At 60.4% G+C, this 16,909-nt stretch carries 7 protein-coding genes and 11 pseudogenes; 12 read left to right on the forward strand and 6 right to left on the reverse strand.

Annotated elements, in window-relative coordinates; all coding sequences use genetic code 11:
* Window positions 1-128 precede the first annotated feature (128 nt).
* Window positions 129-374, forward strand: coding sequence for a hypothetical protein (locus NKI85_RS35660; RefSeq protein ID WP_352780522.1), 246 nt, complete (start codon window positions 129-131; stop codon window positions 372-374).
* A 1,199-nt stretch (window positions 375-1,573) separates the two neighbouring features.
* A pseudogene (locus NKI85_RS35665) lies at window positions 1,574-1,654 on the forward strand (ATPase); the annotation flags it as partial.
* A 10-nt stretch (window positions 1,655-1,664) separates the two neighbouring features.
* Here NKI85_RS35665 and NKI85_RS35670 read toward each other — a convergent pair.
* Window positions 1,665-2,009: pseudogene (locus NKI85_RS35670) on the reverse strand (transposase); the annotation flags it as partial.
* Window position 2,010: 1 nt separating this feature from the next.
* Here NKI85_RS35670 and NKI85_RS35675 point away from each other — a divergent pair.
* Both NKI85_RS35675 and NKI85_RS35680 read left to right on the forward strand, forming a co-directional pair.
* A pseudogene (locus NKI85_RS35675) lies at window positions 2,011-2,382 on the forward strand (transposase); the annotation flags it as partial.
* Between the two features lie 235 nt (window positions 2,383-2,617).
* Window positions 2,618-3,202 (forward strand): hypothetical protein, encoded by a 585-nt coding sequence (locus NKI85_RS35680; protein WP_352780524.1) that lies wholly within the window; start codon window positions 2,618-2,620, stop codon window positions 3,200-3,202.
* A gap of 781 nt (window positions 3,203-3,983) precedes the next feature.
* Here the strand turns inward: NKI85_RS35680 and NKI85_RS35685 are convergent.
* Window positions 3,984-4,738: pseudogene (locus tag NKI85_RS35685) on the reverse strand (IS5 family transposase).
* A gap of 82 nt (window positions 4,739-4,820) precedes the next feature.
* Between NKI85_RS35685 and NKI85_RS35690 the strand changes: the two are divergent.
* The 3 genes and pseudogenes from NKI85_RS35690 to NKI85_RS35700 form a co-directional block, all read left to right on the forward strand.
* A pseudogene (locus NKI85_RS35690) lies at window positions 4,821-4,988 on the forward strand (IS6 family transposase); the annotation flags it as partial.
* A gap of 223 nt (window positions 4,989-5,211) precedes the next feature.
* Window positions 5,212-8,532, forward strand: a complete 3,321-nt coding sequence (locus NKI85_RS35695) for a KAP family P-loop NTPase fold protein (protein WP_352780526.1) — start codon at window positions 5,212-5,214, stop codon at window positions 8,530-8,532.
* 439 nt (window positions 8,533-8,971) lie between these two features.
* Complete coding sequence (locus NKI85_RS35700; RefSeq protein ID WP_352780527.1) at window positions 8,972-9,295, forward strand: secretin N-terminal domain-containing protein; 324 nt, start codon at window positions 8,972-8,974, stop codon at window positions 9,293-9,295.
* Between the two features lie 568 nt (window positions 9,296-9,863).
* Here the strand turns inward: NKI85_RS35700 and NKI85_RS35705 are convergent.
* Window positions 9,864-10,975, reverse strand: a pseudogene (locus tag NKI85_RS35705) (ISL3 family transposase); the annotation flags it as partial.
* A gap of 47 nt (window positions 10,976-11,022) precedes the next feature.
* Between NKI85_RS35705 and NKI85_RS35710 the strand changes: the two are divergent.
* Together NKI85_RS35710 and NKI85_RS38100 are read left to right on the forward strand one after the other, a co-directional pair.
* A complete protein-coding gene (locus NKI85_RS35710) occupies window positions 11,023-11,202 on the forward strand; it encodes a BBE domain-containing protein (RefSeq protein WP_502900778.1) in 180 nt (59 codons plus the stop codon).
* A gap of 180 nt (window positions 11,203-11,382) precedes the next feature.
* A pseudogene (locus tag NKI85_RS38100) lies at window positions 11,383-12,059 on the forward strand (transposase); the annotation flags it as partial.
* Window positions 12,060-12,068: 9 nt separating this feature from the next.
* On the opposite strand, the pseudogene NKI85_RS35720 reads toward NKI85_RS38100, so the two are convergent.
* Window positions 12,069-12,464, reverse strand: a pseudogene (locus NKI85_RS35720) (transposase); the annotation flags it as partial.
* A 132-nt stretch (window positions 12,465-12,596) separates the two neighbouring features.
* On the opposite strand from NKI85_RS35720, the gene NKI85_RS35725 reads away from it, so the two are divergent.
* Both NKI85_RS35725 and NKI85_RS35730 read left to right on the forward strand, forming a co-directional pair.
* Window positions 12,597-13,829 (forward strand): serine hydrolase domain-containing protein, encoded by a 1,233-nt coding sequence (locus NKI85_RS35725; RefSeq protein ID WP_352780528.1) that lies wholly within the window; start codon window positions 12,597-12,599, stop codon window positions 13,827-13,829.
* A 45-nt stretch (window positions 13,830-13,874) separates the two neighbouring features.
* Window positions 13,875-13,976 (forward strand): annotated as a pseudogene (locus NKI85_RS35730) (IS21-like element helper ATPase IstB); the annotation flags it as partial.
* 215 nt (window positions 13,977-14,191) lie between these two features.
* On the opposite strand, the pseudogene NKI85_RS35735 reads toward NKI85_RS35730, so the two are convergent.
* Window positions 14,192-15,572: pseudogene (locus NKI85_RS35735) on the reverse strand (IS1182 family transposase).
* Between the two features lie 595 nt (window positions 15,573-16,167).
* On the opposite strand from NKI85_RS35735, the gene NKI85_RS35740 reads away from it, so the two are divergent.
* The gene (locus NKI85_RS35740; RefSeq protein ID WP_352780529.1) at window positions 16,168-16,410 is read left to right on the forward strand and encodes a hypothetical protein; all 243 of its coding nucleotides are present in this window, start codon (window positions 16,168-16,170) and stop codon (window positions 16,408-16,410) included.
* 13 nt (window positions 16,411-16,423) lie between these two features.
* Here the strand turns inward: NKI85_RS35740 and NKI85_RS35745 are convergent.
* A pseudogene (locus NKI85_RS35745) lies at window positions 16,424-16,909 on the reverse strand (DDE-type integrase/transposase/recombinase); the annotation flags it as partial.

Below are 16,909 nucleotides of genomic sequence, written 5' to 3' on the forward strand. Positions count from 1 at the left end.
GCCTCAACGCTATGGCGGAATGGAAAGCTGTGGCCCAAGCCCTCGCCTGATATCCCTGTCAGCGGTCCCTTCACGTCCAACCTCAGATAACGTGACAGCGCCGGACGAAGACCCTGCGGACTAATGCGATGACGCGCCAATCTATTGCCGAAGAGCTTGAAAACGCGGCCGATCGCATTGCGGACATTTCGCGAGCGGATCTACAGATCATCTTGCGTCGCGCTGCATTGATGCTCCGAAATGTCGCCGGGGTGCTGCTGAAACCGGCAGCAGAGGACGCTCTGAAGTCATTGCTGGTGGTAGTGGTCGGTATGGCAGCGTGCCTTAATGCCTTAATGCTGCCGCCGAAGGAGCAACGCAAGCGCGCCGAATAGCGCCAAGAGCAGGCAAGACCACGTGCCGACACGGTCGCCAACGTTCCAACGATAGAAACCAACCAGCGCCATCATGCCGGACAATCCTGCGACGAACGCCGCTACCCAATCGAAATTCATTCGATGCCCATCCCATTCATCCATTCGATGCCCCATAGCGCAAAACCGCCTGCGCAACCTATACGCGCGGAGCTAAAGACCGCTCAATGCAACTTAGCGTGACCCTGCAGAATGGCCCTACCGTATCCCTGATGGTGCGACGTGTGCAAAAGCACTGATTGTGGGACAAGCGAATAAACATTCCAGCCCGGAATGCCCTTCCATGCCCCTCTAAGCGCCCCTCCAATCCCCTTCACATGGCAAACAGGATTATCGATCCACTGTCGGCGCCAATTGATTTCAATTGGTTAGGCCTAGCCTGTGACACAAGCTGTGACATGGGGCAGCCCAATGCGGCCCATTGGGTGGATCGAGAAGGGGGCACGGGGCATAAGCGCTAACTTAGGGCATGGCAGCTATCCGTGCAGCGGCGGATTGGTTTTTGCGCCGTCTTTGGCGGATCACGTTGGGAAGGGTTTAGGTCCGGCGGCGTCAGCGGGCCGCAGCGAATATGCCGCCATAGGTAGATATTTTAGAGAAAGACTTAATTTATACACATGGTCAGAAAGATAGTTTTTGTAAGGGTGACGGAAATTATTTTTTGAAGTCTGCAATAAAAACAATTGATGGAATGTGGAAGCCGTATCTGTTGAGGATCTAAAGTTAAAAATATGGAAATACGCTTTGTGCCGGTTGATGGTGATGCATTTAAGATGTTGTCGATTGCCGAAACAAAAGAAAATGCTCATGGACAAAAATATTGTCGGGTATTACTTACTTAGTTGTAAATTATGAGATAATGAATGATGGCCTAATTGATAGTATCCTAGGAAAGAATATGCGGAAGATTAGCTGCAAACTTGGATTTCATCCTGAACTGTATAAGACGTACATGTCCCATGGATGGGTAGATATAAATGTGTTGAGTTGCCAGTAGACACTCGTTTTTCCGCGGGTTCGCCCAATCGAAGAGGTGCAGCGACAAGCCCCCTTACCAATGACCGTCAGCAAAGTTACAGCTGCGTTCCGGTTGACGCTGGCAGCGGAGTCAAACAAATCCCCTGCCGGCCAGCGAAGGCTAATCCGGGGGGGCGGCCGCCGTCACCACCAACCTGGCATTCGGCGAATGGCCGAGTGTCTTTGCCAGCGACGCAAAGATAACGACGGCGCTGCTCGGCCGCTCACTCATCAACGGGTGAGTTCGATATTGTCACGCAAGCAATACTCCTGAACGCTCTCGTTCATGAAGACGCTGTCGTTGTCGGTGTCGAAGCCCAGCAACGGGAACGGCAGCAACTTGCGCAGTTCGGCCAACGCAGTGATCAGGACCGTTTGCTCGCGAACCAGCAGCGGCGCGCATTCCGTCCAGCCCGTGGCGATATCGGTCAACACCAGGGTTTGCGAGAAGGCACCCTTCGCGTATGGGCCGGAATGAGAAACAAGATCCGCCTCGACAAAGCCGGGTGCGGGGTCATCCCAATCCGAGAAAGTCCGAACTGGAACACTACGCCGGATCGTCGTTGATCCTTTCCGCCGGGCGAGCATCATCCCCGACATGGAAAAGACCATCGGCAACCAGATCGGCCCTCGCCGACGCCGGCTATCGCGGCCACAACGCACCCCAGAGCCACAGGTTCAGGGTCTTCACCAGCGGCCAGAAGCGCCGCGTCACCCCGGCCATCAAGCGCCAGATGCGGCGGCGGTCGGCGATCGAACCCGTCATCGGCCACATCCAGGGGCCGAGCACCGCATGGGCCGCAACTACCTCGCCGGTTAGCAGGGCGACGCCGTCAACGCCATCCTGGCCGCCGCCGGCTACAACTTCTCCCTCCTGCTCAGATGGCTGAAAGGTTTTTTGTCGCTCTTGATCGTTCTGCTTCAACTCTGGCCCAAGTCGGTCGCCGCTTAGAGCCCGGATTGTTCACGGTCGACTAGTTAATTTAACATAACGAACATTATGCGAGCTAAGTATTTAATTGATACAACCCAATACTTTAGAGTGTGCAGAAGACAATAGCATCCTGTCCTCGATGTCTCAAATCTGTCAACCCACGCGCGCCGGTTGTGGGAAGCGTCTAAGCGAGGGAGCGTTGCGTCCCTTTTCAGGTCATGCTTTGCTGAGGGTCTATCTTGGGAGGGGTCCGATGAAGATCATCCTCGCCGTACTCGCATCAAGCATTCTGAAGTGGGCCATCTTGGTCGCAGCTTTATCAGTTGCTGCGGTGGTCGTTGCGACATATTTCGGATGGTCCAATCTGGGTTTGTCAGAAGGTCAAGCAAGATTTTGGGACGTGGCTCTCAAGGTCGTGGGTGGGATCGCCGCTATGGCGGGAGCCATCGTAACCATCCGTAAATTTTTAGATGAGCGGCGAGAGGCAATGATCAGGCTCGCTGACGAACAACGAGAGACCACTCGCGTAGCGCTATTGGAGGCCCAAAAGCCCTTCAACGAGAAGAGGCAGTCAGTCTACTACGAACTTGTGTCATCCACCTCAGCGATCTGTACAAGGGGCGAAGAAGACCCTGTTCGAATTGCTGCAGAACAGCGCTTCTGGGAACTGTATTGGGGGCCTGTACCGATGGTCTGCGATGACACGGTTGGATCGGCGATAAATCGCTTTGAGGAGGCCCTCGCAACGAAGAGGGAAGATCTAAAAGAACTCCGGAATTCGAGCATGAAACTGGCGGAAGCCTGCCGCGAGTCACTCAGCTTCGGATCCCCGCACTAAGTGGCAGACTTTCCGGCTGATCGAGGCCGTACTTCGGGCTGTACTTGTTCAGCGCCATGACGATCGAGATGAAGGAAGGCTTTGGGCGAACGGCAGCAACCATGCCTTTACCGTGCCGCAAGGGTTCGATTGCACGGCGCGGTGACCTGTGACGGGATAAGCAATGGCCATCGCGGCAACTGGCCGTTCTGAATAGTTGCGTGCCCCTGGCGTGCAAGCCCGGCGAATTCTGCGACGGGTTCGCGGCTAACGGCAATCGCACTCATAATGAATGGTGCCAGTCCTCGGTCCGAACGCAATCAGGTCAGCGACGCCCGCAGGACTTTCGGCGGCGACACGCACTGCAGGCCCTTAAACATTGCAGGGGCATCTTAGGGAGGCGCTCCCTCAGCGCGATTCGCCACTCACAGGTGCTGTGGCAAAATCCATTCATCGTAGCGAGATGAGCTTCGATGCCCAAGGGGGATGCAACAACGGCCGCTCGAGGCGGAAAGGCTACATGACCTCCGGCATGGCGATTGCCAGTCGACCGTCATCAACAAGCCTCTTCATCCCTGCGGGTGGCAATCACTTGGCCAACAGCGCCTGCCAATGGCTGGCCAAACAGCGATATCGAGGCGCTCATGCCTTGGAATTACCAGAGCTGAACGGCTTCAGCTGTCCGCTTACAGCTCACGCGCCGGCAATATCGGTCCGACACTCAACGCGCAATTCGGTTCGAGGGGTGCCCGTATGGGCCGTCGTCTGAGCCGATTGTTTAAGAGCCTGACTCGAAACTCGGTTACGCACGACACGGAGCTGCCATGCGGCGAAGCATGAGGCGGATCGAGGATCCCACGCCTCGGCGCTGGCGATGGTCGCCTCGAAGTCCTTGGCGAGCCGGCGACAACGTCCCAGCCAGGCGAAAGTTCGCTCGACGACCCATCGTCGCGGCAGCACCTCAAAGCCCTTGGCCGCGTCGGAGCGCTTGATGATTTCGATGATCCATGTTCCGAGATTGGCCAGAGCCTGCGACAGTTTTTCTCCGGCATAGCCGCCGTCGGCGAACAGATGGCGCAACCAGGGGTAAAGCCGTCGAATGGAGGCGATGACGCCAACTGCCCCATCCCTGTCCTGGATATCGGCCGTATGCACCGTCAGCCCGACCAAGTGCCCCTCGGTGTCGGTAATGATATGGCGCTTGCGGCCTTTGAGCCTCTTGCCGGCGTCGTAACCCCGCAAACCGGCAACGTCCGTGGTCTTTGCCGATTGGCTGTCGATGACGCCGGCGCTCGGGCTCGCCTCGCGACCAAGCGCCAGGCGTGCCGCAGCCACCAAGTGGAAGTTGATGGTCTTCCACAGCCCGTTGTCCCGCCGGGCATAGAAATAGCGTTGAACCGTTGAAACCGGCGGGAACCGGTCCGGCAATGCCCGCCACTGGCAGCCGGTCCAGGCGATGTAGAGGAGCGCGTCCACGACCGCTCGAAGTTCTGTCGTCCGCGGTCGTCCCGTCGCCTTCGTTCCCGGCAGGAACGGCTCGATCAATGGCGATGTCACGGTAACTTCTTGTGAGGAGTCGCTGGGGTAGACGCCGGTCCATGAATGACGCGCTCATCAGCTACAAACGCCACCGCTTTGGATGCAGGGCTTCCGTTCGCCGGGAAGCCTGCAGCGCTTCGTCTCGATCTTCTCAGCCTTCCGTAATCTATTCGTCCCAGCCCGCTCAAAACGCTCCGCATTTCAGATCCATCTCCATCGCCTCAACGCTATGGCGGAATGGAAAGCTGTGGCCCAAGCCCTCGCCTGATATCCCTGTCCCTTCACGTCCAACCTCAGATAACGTGACAGCGCCGTGGAACCTACTAGTTGCGAGGCCAGCGAGTCTGCCCAGCCTTGGCCTTTTCCAGACCGTGTATTGTTTCACGTCCGTTGTTTCAATACTCGCAAAGACGCAATACTGTAGCGGGGCCTAAGGCTGGAGATGGCGCAACTTCTACGCCTCGGAGGCTCGGGCCGAGCGGAGGAGCTGGGTGCCGTCTACTGAACAAGGCGATACGCTGCAGTCTTCGGCGTCCCTGTCGCCGCGCAAGGTCCTGCCGGTGACAAGGGAAAATGAGCGCTGGTCGGCGATCCGCTGGGCCATCGCTATGCTTGTGCTGGCCGTGCCGCTCATTTGGGGTTTTTTCTTCGACTCCACCGTGCTTGACGACCCGTTCGATCCAAACCCGGACCTCTCGCAGTGGGTGACCACGCGGGCGCCCGACCCGTCGCTCCAGGCGATGCCGGTAGTGCCGGCCGGGGAACGCGGTTGGTTCGTCTTCCGGCCGGCCCGAACAGCGTGGCTCAATCGCGGCGAGGCGGACCTCAGGGATTTCCGGCAGCTGCCGGTCGGAACGGAGGCCGCCAATCTGATCCCCGTCGCCGTTCCGGCCCTCGATGGCCCCGGCAACCAACTGACCCCGCCCGGACTCACCCTGCCCGAGAATATCGAGAAGCTTGTTGCCGACGCAGGAAAGGGATCTCCGGACGCTGCGGAGGGCGCGCAGTATCAATGCTATCCAGGCGGGGAGAAGTGCCTCGCCCTGCTGGACGGGCGGGTCTATTTCTCGACGAGCTCGGGCTCGGGGTGGGAGCTCGCCTTGCAGCAGCCGGAGTTCCCAGCTCAGTATTTCCAGGCGACGCTGGATCTGGGGCTCATCGAGCTAGCCAATGCCAATGGCTCGGTTCACCTGGATCACGTTAGCTGGCCCAACGACAATGACATTACGCTGGAAGCGATCACTCTGGCGGGGGCCTCTTCGTCGAACTCATCCGGAGAGCAGCCCAAAAGCGCCATCCCGCTCCGACGGACGGCGGTCTTGCCCGAGCTTGGCAGCGAAAGCATGCTGGTCCGCAAGGTGGGGGCAACGTTCATCTCCACCTCGCTGACCGCCTCCAACCGATTCAATACCGCCTTTTCTGAACTGATCGAGCAACTGGCCTTCGCACTGCCTCTGCGCAACGTCTTCCTGACCAGCAGCTCAGCACGAACCAACACCCCCGGCGGCGTTTCCGTCGACATCCGGGCAACCGCCATCGCCGACGACAACTCCATCCTCGTTGCCAGCTACACCTTCCGTTCGGCGGACCCCAAAGAAATCCCGCAGGTGAGCGTACAGCGCGTCGACCTCGCGAGCGACCGGCGACTGACCGACATCTTCATCGAGGACAGCGGGCTCGGCTGGGTGACGTCCGGCTGGACCCGCGCCTCCCGCCCCGCGATCTACGAGACGAAGGACTTCGGTCTGACTTGGCGGCTGTTGCCCTACACTTCGCCCGGCCCCGCTCCATGGGTCTACTTCTTCTTGCCAGTGTTCCTGGTGGTCGGCTCATTCACGATCATGAAGGTTATCGATTTCCGGGCGGCGCGCGTGGACTCGCTTGGAATCGCCGGCGTGCTAACGCCCGATGCGCCGATCGGCTGGCAGGATCTCGATGTGATCGGGCTGAGGGAGATCGCGACGGCGCTGTCGATGTTTGTCCGCAACCTCGATACGATCCCTCCGCTTACGATCGCCATCAATGGTCCCTGGGGCAGCGGCAAGAGCTCGCTGATGAACCTGGTCGCCGAAGATTTGCGCGAACGGGGGGCGCGGCCCGTGCTGTTCAACGCCTGGCATCACCAGAAGGAGGACAACATCCTCGCGGCCCTGCTCGAGAACATCCGCGAGCAGACTATTCCCCCGGGCTGGACCGGTTCCGGCCTCATCTTTCGCGCACGGCTCTTGTGGGGACGGCTCGGCGAGAAGCTCGTGCCGTGGCTGCTCGCTCTTGCCGTCGTCGGCTTCATCGGCTGGGCTCTGGCTACCAGCCCGGCAACACCGTGGCTGCTGGCCGAGCTGGGCAAAATCGTCCCGGCCGGCGAGCCCGATGGCGGCGGAACCGAGGACGGTGGATTGCTGCAGTGGCTAGCGACGCTGGCCGGCAGCCTCAAGCTCCCCGCCGGTCTGCTGGCCGCCCTCGCACTCTTCTTGCAATTGTCTAAGGCGCTGCCCTTCGACCCCTCACAACTGATGTCGACGTTGCGCGGAAACGCTAAGCTGGCCGATTTCAGCTCGCAGTTGAGCTTCCGATATCGCTTCGCGAAGGAGTTCAGGGCAGCGGCAAGGGCCTTGCGCACCGGCCGCAACCCCGGGCTCGTCATCTTTATTGACGACCTCGACCGCTGCAACCCGGCCACCATCCTCGAGATTCTCGAAGCGCTGAACTTCCTAGTCAGCGCCGGTCCCTGCTTTATCTTCCTCGGCATCGACCGGCCCAAAGTCATCGACGCGCTCGGCGCCCAACTGTCGAACAAAAAGCTCGATGAGGTCGGCGAAACGGAACGGAACCGTTCCACGCTGTATCTGCGCAAGCTCATCAACCTCACCGTCGGCGTCCCGCTTTTGACCGCCGTGGAGGGCCTCAAGCTCCTCCTCGGTGCGGAAAACACGGGCGAGACGAGCGGCCAAAAGCAGGCGCCGCGTTCCCCGCCGCTGATAGGCAGGGTGCGCCGCATCCTGCGGATAGCACCCGACTACGCTGTGCCGGTGCTGATCCTCGCCGCGATGATCGCCCTGATTGGCGCCTTTCCGTTGGTTTCCGATCCCACGCCGCTTGCCCCTGCGGCACCTTCGACCGAAGCACGCGCAACAGAGCAGCCTTCCGTCAGCGGGACGGACGGCGTGGTGGTGAACCCTGCGACGCCCCAAGGCGAACCCGCGACGAGAACAATCGTGGTCCCCGACGTCAGCGTCGACCATGCCTCGCTCGACGAGCTCACGCCGGCCCCGGCAACGTGGTTGCTCTTTCCCTCGATCGCCGCGCTCATTTTCGCGGGCTTGCTCACGCTGCGGCGCCTAGTGCTGTCACGCGACGAGAAAGTCAGCGATTCGGACGAGTTTTCCCGCGCACTCAGGACTTGGCACAAGGTCATCTATCTCGCCGATACAACTCCCAGGGGGATCAAGCGCAGCCAGAACCGGCTACGCCTCAGCGCCATGCGCCTGCGGCCAGTGGCGGAGAATAACGACCTGCTGAGTCGCTGGCTCAGTGGCCTGAACCAGCCCGAGCCGCCGCCGCGGCCACCGATCAGCGACGAAAAGCTCGTGGCGCTCGGCGCGATCCATGCGATCTATGGTGGAATACCGGACTGGGCGATGGCGATCGATGCCGACACCAAAACCAGCGCGGCCGGAATTGCGGTGTCGTCCGATCCGGCGGCCAAGGCCACATTGGACGCTCTCCAGCTATTCGATTCCCGCCACCTCTGGCCCCCCACCGCCGAAGAGATCGCGGTCTTTGAGACCGTGAACCTTGGCAACACCGAGTGAGCGAAACACGAGCTAAGGCGGGCTGTCTCGAGCGCGTCCTTCCTGGGGGAACGCAAGATCCGTCGGACACGATCTTTCCGGGCCGCAGGCGATCGCAAGGCTTGAAGCCGAAATGAAGCGGTTTGACCGAACGCTGATTGCGTCTGCCGAGGCCCTTGCGTTGGTTACGGACGCGACGGACAGATTGGAACTCTGCCCACTATATCTGAGAGGTAATTCAAGCCGATGACCGTTGCGCAATTCAGTGACCGTCACAAGGTTCGCGAACAGCTAGTACGCTCTTAGCCCTTGGCATCGTCGACAGTGGCTTCCCTCTAGCGGAGCACCCTGCGCGCCAGTCGATCGCGTTCAACCCATGTAATGGCCGTCAATTTTTGCGGATGACGGCCAGCGCCTGCATCTCGGTCAGGTCCTGCGCGCGATCTGGGCTGACGGCTCGGTGGACGGTGCGCTGGCGGAGCGGATGGGCGCCGAGCCGGCATCCGCGGCCACCGCTTTTGCTTCGGCCGGTGCGAACCTCCCGGTGACAGCCGATGTCGAAAACAACGCGCTTTTGATCCAGACGACGGCGCGCGACTATGAACGCATCGAACGCATCCTGGCCCAGCTCGACGTGCTGCTGACGCAGGTTCTGCTCGAGAGCACATCCTTCCCTGACCCGCCGGTAACTGCGGCATCCGGAATGGCCTTTTCCGGCGGCCGCGCAAGCGGTTGCCGCAGAATGGACGTTGCGGCAAGCGAGTGCGGAGAGGACGACAGATAAGAACCCCGGGCGCAGCCCTCCCGACGATGTCGCCATGATCACGAAAGGATAGAAGGTGATGAACGGAGCGCCGCCGACCAGATCATCGCCGAGACCGACGCCCAGGCCGATGCCTGCCGCGACGCCACCGACAGCCGCCGCATAGCCCGCCTACGGCCTGCTACGCAGCCGCCGCAGCGGTTCGAACCGCGCTAGGAATGGATCAGGACGAAACGGCATCGCCCAACCCTTGTAGTAAAATGAGAAGTCTAGCCCCAATTTCTGCGATGCGAAAGAGAGGGTGATTTTCAATCTGAGGCACTACCCTCCTGTGGCTGACCTTGACATGCAAATTGTAATATTGGCTGTCGAATATCACAACTATCTCTGATAAATTGATGCCTTCGACTTTGGGGGAGAGTTTGATGGAACGTGGAATGAACGTACTTGCAGGCGCAGGACTCGGAATCTTCGTTGCCCTGCTAGTCGCTCTCTCAGGTTCTCCAATTGTCGGAGCAGTAGCGACAGCATTCGTAACTGCTGGAATCGTCTTTTTGTCTCTAAACGAAGCGAGATCAGATCGACCCCCATCTGCGAAGCTGCCGGTGTAGCCGCGCTGCTTGACGTCATGATACAGATGCCGTCCGCAGCGGTTCCCTTCCTTCCACCATTGGGCAAGGAGCGTTTCAAAGTACCATGGCGAAGTGGGGTTCAATGCGGCTCGCCGCCTATCTGGCGGAGCCTTGAACTTGAGCCACTTCGCTACGCTGCGACGCTCATAGCCGGTCCGTCGGGCGATCTCGCTGTAGGACAGACCCTCCTGGCGTAAGGCGTGGAGCATCTCGAATATCTCCTGGCGAGACTGCCTATGCGCGAGACGGGCACGCCGGCGATGTGTCGCAGCGTCGACAATAGCGTCTTCGGACAGGATGGATCTTCCTGAAGCACGGCCATGAAAGCTCATCTTTGTCTCGATTGCCGTACGAAGATTTTGGACCAGATGAAACCGATCGGCTACCTGCTGGGCCTGCGGTGCGCCTTCACGGACGGCCTGCGCATACAGGCCGCAGCGGTCTCGGCTGACGACCTCGACGGAGGGATGGTTCAGCAGCCACCTGGCTGCACTATCGACACTCCGATCATCAAGAATGTCGACGACCGAGCGACGCTCGAGATCAACCATGATGGTCCCGTATCTTGTCGCTCGGCGCCAACTCCAGTCATCGATGCCAACTACCCGAATCTCGGAGGCGCGGTGAGTAACCGCGGCATCCCGCTTCAGTTGCCGCAGGATGGTGTCGTCACTGACCGGCATGCCGAGCCGTTGCATGAGGCGCTCGCCAGGACGGCCGCCCGTACTATGGCCGAGCAGGCCGACAATCTCCACGACCCTTGTCGTCCGGCGCGCATAAGGGGAAGCAACAGTCGGCAGTCGGTCGGTGAACGTTTGTCGCTCACATTTCTGATGTGCACATCGCCAGCGGCTCAGCAGGAGCTTCACCGTCACGGGCTTGCCCTGGACCGGCAGATCCTGAAGGCTGCGATTGGACCAGCCATGCCGACTCTGCTTCGCCGGCCACAATCGGGGCAAATGCCGATCGCGGGTCCGGCAGCGGAAACAACCCAACTGTGATCATCAGTGAGCGCGACACCCAGAATTCTGACCCCTGGGGCGGGCGACCATTTCGATTTCGCTCGCATGCCCGCTCATAGCGATAGCGTCGCTAACAGCGGATGAACCACACAAATTGAGGAAGACCCCCATAGCCGCCAACTATGTCAACGAGCAATCCGATACTGCCATTGCTTCGGGTGCCTATGGAGCCATCAAGTATGATCGGCTCAGACACCTGAAAACTCGGCTCGATCCCTCCAACCTGTTCCGCCTCAATCAGAATATCTTGCCGTTCGCGGCCACGCCGGAGTGATCTGATTATTACAAGCCTAAGCTTGCCAATTGAACCGCAGCGGCGACACTCAGACGAACGGCGAGTTACATTCGTGTCCGCTTTCAGCATCGGCCGACAGTGGGCCGAACGACCGAGATCAGCGGTGGGTTCAACCGATCGTCGCAACACCTTTAATCTGAGAGGATGGGGAGGTGTCGCATGGTGACGTCACGGATCTGGTTTACCACGGAGCAGAAGGCCGAGCTCTGGGAGCGATGGAAGCAAGGTCAGAGCATTTCGTCGATCTCGCGGGCACTGGAGCGCCGGAACAAGGGCGGCGTTCAGCGGATCGTATCCTTACACGGCGGCATTGCTCCGGCAGCAAGGCGTAGAGCGGCCTCGGCGCTCGAGCTGGGGGAGCGCGAAGAGATCTCTCGCGGGATTGCGGCAGGTCTGCAGGTCTTGCCATCCGCGCTATTGCACGAAGGCTGGGACGATCCCCATCGACGATATGTCGGGAGATCTCCCGCAATGACGGTGCACAAACGTATCGCGCAACCCGGGCCGACAAGCAGGCTTGGCAGCGCGCGCTTCGACCGAAGCAGTGTCGCCTGGCATGCTCTGGGCGGCTACGGTGGCGGGTGGCGCAAAAGCTGGCGCTGCAATGGTCGCCGGAGCAGATAGCAGGCTGGCTGAGGCGAGCGTACCCAGGCGATCCAAGCATGCGGATATCTCACGAAGCGATCTATCGCAGTCTATTCATCCAGTCGCGAGAGGTGCTCAAGAAGGAACTGACAGCGCATCTGCGCACCAAACGACAGATGCGCCTCGGCAAAGGTGCACAGAGCCGAACGGGGCAAGGACAAATCCTCGATATGGTGTCCATCCGCGAACAGACCGGATTCCCTGTAGCTTTCATTCTTCGTCATCATCGCCCAAATGGACCGGGCCATCTTATTGGCGAGGGCGATCGCGACGAGCATGCGGGGCTTGCGTGCCAACATGCGCGCCAGCCATGAGTTCTCGAGAGGAGCCTTGCGGCATGCCCACCGGATCACGGTCATCGCGCCGATGATCAGAAGCCGCCGGATATCGCGCTGACCCATCTTTGACGTCCGGCCGAGCACCTGCTTTCCACCGCTCGAATGCTGCTTGGGCACGAGGCCCAGCCAGGCCGCAAAGTCTCGCCCCTTTCGGAACGTTGTCATGGTAGGAGCGAAAGCCTCAACCGCCATTGCGGTGATCGGTCCCATCCCAGGCATGGACATCAGTCGGGCGGTGCTCTCCGAGTTTTTTGCTTCCGCATTTGGGCTTCCTGAGAGCAGACGTCGTCTGCAGCTTCACTGGAGGTCAAGTAGGCAACTATTGGCAATAATGCGGGGAGAGCGCAGGATTGTCCAAAGGCCCTTCGCCTGCGACAGGACATTTGCGCGATGAGTCAATTTGGTAGCGAACCAGTTCGTGATCCTGCAGACCTTGGCTTCGACAAGGCGCGGCTGGCGCGACTGAAGCGGTGGATGCAGCGATATGCCGACACCGGGCGCTGGCCGGGTGGTGCGGTGCTCATCGCGCGTCATGGAAAACTCGCCTTTTTCGATTGCGCCGGGCACGCCGACGTCGAAGCCAAGCGGCCTTGGCAGCGCGACCTCATCGCCCGCATCTACTCGAAGACCAAGCCTGTCACCGCCGTCGCGCTGATGATGCTGTACGAGGAGGCGCGCCTGCATCTCGACGATCCGGTCGAAGCTTACCTGCCGGAATTCAAAAACAGGCAACTTCTGATACCGGGCGCAACGTCGCTGGACCAAACAGTGCCCATCAAAACGAAGATGACGATCCACCATCTGCTGACCCACACATCTGGCCTAAGCCTTTTTACGAACCCCCGACTGCTCGGTGAAGCTTATGCCAAGGAAAAACTCGGCCTCGCCCTTGCTTACGGTGGGCTCGACAAGATGGTGCACAGGATCGCCGAGCTGCCACTGGAATGGGAGCCGGGCACGAGATGGCAATACAGCACCGGGTCTGATGTCATCGGCCGCATCGTGGAAGTCGTTTCCGGAATGACGCTCGACAGGTACTTCGCGACGCGCATCTTCGAGCCCCTCGGCATGATCGACACCGGCTTCTCTGTGCCGGAGTCTGAGATCAGCCGTTTTCCCCCGCTCTATGAGGCTATGGCTGGCGGCATGGCATTGCACGAAGCGCCGGAGGTTTCGGAGTGGCGGCAAGGCAGGGTTGATACGTTCTGCGGCGGAGGCGGGCTCGTCGGAACCATCGACGACTATTGGCGGTTCACCGAAATGCTACGGGCTGGAGGTGAACTCAACGGCGAACGCATCCTCGGTCCCCGCACTTTGAGATTGGCGGCGTGCAATCACCTACCGGGAGATATTGCCTCGATGGCAACCGAAGTTTGGGCCGAAACCCAGTTTGACGGCGTCGGGTTCGGTCTGTTGGGCTCAGTCGTCCTCGATCCCGCTAAGGCACAAATTTCGGCGCAAGTGGGCGACTATGGTTGGGGCGGGGCGGCAGGCACCTTCTTCTGGGTGAGCCCGGTCGACGACATGGTTGTCATTCTCTTCACGCAACTGCTGCCTTCAAGCGCCATTCCGGTGCGCAAAGAGCTGCGCGCACTCGTCCATGGTGCGTTGACAGGGGCCTGAGACTCGTCAACCGAAACTGCGCGGAGCAACCTTGCGCTTAGCAAGCTGGGCCGACTCGGCTTCGTCGTGCTCGATGAGCTCTTCGCCCAAGCCGGCGGGCAGTTGCTCTTCCATCTCATCAGCCGGCTTTCCAAGCGGACCTCGCTTCCGGCATCGGTCATCTCACGAGAATGTCCGCGCAACCTGAATGTCCGCTCTTGAGGAACCGCAGCCTGAAGCCGCCATTCCCCTTGCGGCCCCAAAACGCGACATCCGAGTCGTGGCTTGGCGGTGTCCGCAGTTGGCGGATATCGTTGAAAAAGTCGGCCGCGTCTCGGCCACGACATCGACTGATGTTAGGTCGTGAGCAGACGTCTTCCGCCTCATGCCGGTTTCGGCATCGGCACCGGAATCAGCTTGGCGAGTTTCCGGAGGTTCTGGGCAGTGGCTGCCAGATGGAACTCGTCTCGAGCACCGTTTGGTCCTCGTGGTCGCAAGCGATCCAGCTTCAGGATGCGCTTGAGGTGGGCAAACAGCATCTCGACCTTCTTCCTCTCGCGACGCGAGGTGACATAGGCGTCGGTGGCGGCAATATCGCGGGCCATGTCCCGCGCACCCTCGTGGATAGAGCGTAGGATCTTGCGGGCTGGACCGTTCGGACAGCATCGAGGCTTGAGGGCGCAGACGTCGCAGTCGAGCTTGCTGGCGCGGTAGCGCATGAAGCCCTCGTCGTCGACACCGTCGCGGGGTGAAGCGAACCGCCGACGATACTGCCTGAGCTCCTTGCCGCCTGGACAGGTGTAGAGATCGCGCTCGCGATCATAGCTGAACTCTGCCCGCTCGAAGGTCCCATCGCGACGCTCCGACTTGTCGAAGACCGGGATATGCGGCTCGATGCCGCGCTCGTGCACCAACCAGCCCAACATCTCGGCCGGCCGCGCCGCAGTCGGCGGCCAGGCGTTCCGGATAGAGGCCGAAGCGATCCTGGGCGCGATCGATCATGGTGCGTGCCGCGCCGACTTCCGCCTGGCGTATGGCCCGGCTTGCCTCGACGTCCACGATGACGGCGTGATCCAGGTCGATCAGATAGTTGGTGGCGTAGGCGAAGAAGGCATGCCCCTTCATCGCTCCCGTCCACTGAGCCGCCGGGTCGGACCTCGATATGAACTACGGCTTCACCTCGCTCGCTGCACCCCACGCGGCATCGTCCAACGTGTCGAGATACTCCTGTACCGAGCGGCGCGTTGCCGCCATCGTCTCCCAGTCGACCTGCTCCGATCCCTCGGCAGAGCGCTGCTTGTTCGCGTCCGCCCTGATGAGGCTGGCATCGACGGCGAAGCCCTCGTTGCCGACGAGACCTTCTTCGATGCAACGGCGCACCGTCGTCTCGAAGAGTTCGCGCAGCAGATCGCTGTCGCGAAAGCGGCCGTGCCGGTTCTTCGAGAAGGTGGAATGATCGGGGACATCACCCTCCAGGCCAAGCCGGCAAAACCAGCGATAGGCGAGATTCAGATGCACTTCCTCGCAAAGCCGGCGCTCGGAACGGATGCCGAAGCAGTAGCCGACGATTAGCATCCGGATCATCAGTTCCGGATCGATCGAGGGCCTACCGATCTCGCTGTAGAACGGCCGCAGATGCGAGCGCAGCCCCGACAGGTCGACGAAGCGGTCGATCGAGCGCAACAGATGGTCAGCAGGGACGTGACGCTCGATGCTGAACTCGTAGAACAGCGCCTCCTGCATCACCGTCGGTTCGCCCATCATCGACTCAATCTCCTTTACCAAGGAGATTGAATCAGTGCTTCAGAGCTGCTTCAAGCCGGAGTTTTTCAACACAATCGGCGCAAACCGGATCTAGCGAGCGAGGCTTAGTTGTGGTCTTTTTGACAGGCGAGCGAACCACAAAACTGCCCGCAGCGAGGCCGACGCTAAGGCATTGATATTGCTGTCGTCAAAACCTGGGGATTTTTGGAGCTACTCCCCAGCTTCGGAGAATGATGGACATTCAGAGAGCAGTGTGGGCGGGAACGTTGCTTCCGCTCTCCCCGGCTTTCGGCCGCACATCCCGCAAACACTGGGCTTCCGGGAGCCATGGGGGAACCGGAGGATTGTTTGGACTTTGGGGGTGGTAGAGGAGATGATTGAGGGAAGGTCGGCTAACATAAGGTGAGTTCTTGGAGGCAAGTCGGCCGCCAACCTCACTCAACCGTTTCGCGTACTGTAGCCGCCACCGCGGCCCCCGCGCACGAAAATCCGCCAATAGAGGGCGCGCATCGCAGCGGCGAAGGGACCTTTGGGCGTGGCAGCCAGTCGGGCTCCTTGTCCTCACCTGCGACTCGTTCTGCACGTGGAACGTCCCATGAAGAGGTCGGCTGTCTGGAGGCCGGCCTTGCTCGCCCGCAAGTTCAGATCGGTCGAGCTGCGTGCCGGCCTTCCGACCAGCCATGCCAGACGCGGCACCGCCTTCGACTACAACATCCCGGCCAAGCGCACCGAAGAACGATCCCGAGTCGAAAAGGCGGAAGCTGCCTATGCAGCAGCGACTTCCCGATGGCGAACGAGGCCGGAAAGGCAGAAGGCTGTGGAAAAAGCCGCCGAATGAGAAGAACGGGCTATTCTACAACATCCGTCTGCATCGGCTTGCCGGGCACAATGTAATGCCATTCGACGCGGTTCTGATCCGCCCAGGAGAGGATGGCGTTCGAGGTGAACTCGCTGCCATTGTCGCTGACGATCATCCTCGGCCGGCCGCGCTCGGTGATGAGCCGGTCCAATTCGCGGGCAACCCGCATGCCCGAGAGAGACGTATCAATGATGAGTGCCAGGCACTCTCTCGTGCAGTCGTCGACGACGGCCAGGATGTGGAAGCGGCGCCCGTCTGTGAACTGGTCCGATACGAAGTCGAGCGACCAGCGCTCGTCGGGCCTCAGCGGCACCACCATCGGCGCCCTGGTCCCGATCGCCCGTTTGCGGCCGCCACGGCGGCGAACGGCGAGCTTCTCCTCCCGATAGAGCCGGAACAGCTTCTTGTGGTTCACGACCAGGCCCTCCCGCCTCAGCATCACGAGAAGACGCCGGTAGCCGAACCGGCGACGCTCCTG

The organism is Mesorhizobium sp. M0571 (assembly GCF_040320985.1).
Taxonomy (GTDB): Bacteria; Pseudomonadota; Alphaproteobacteria; order Rhizobiales; family Rhizobiaceae; genus Mesorhizobium.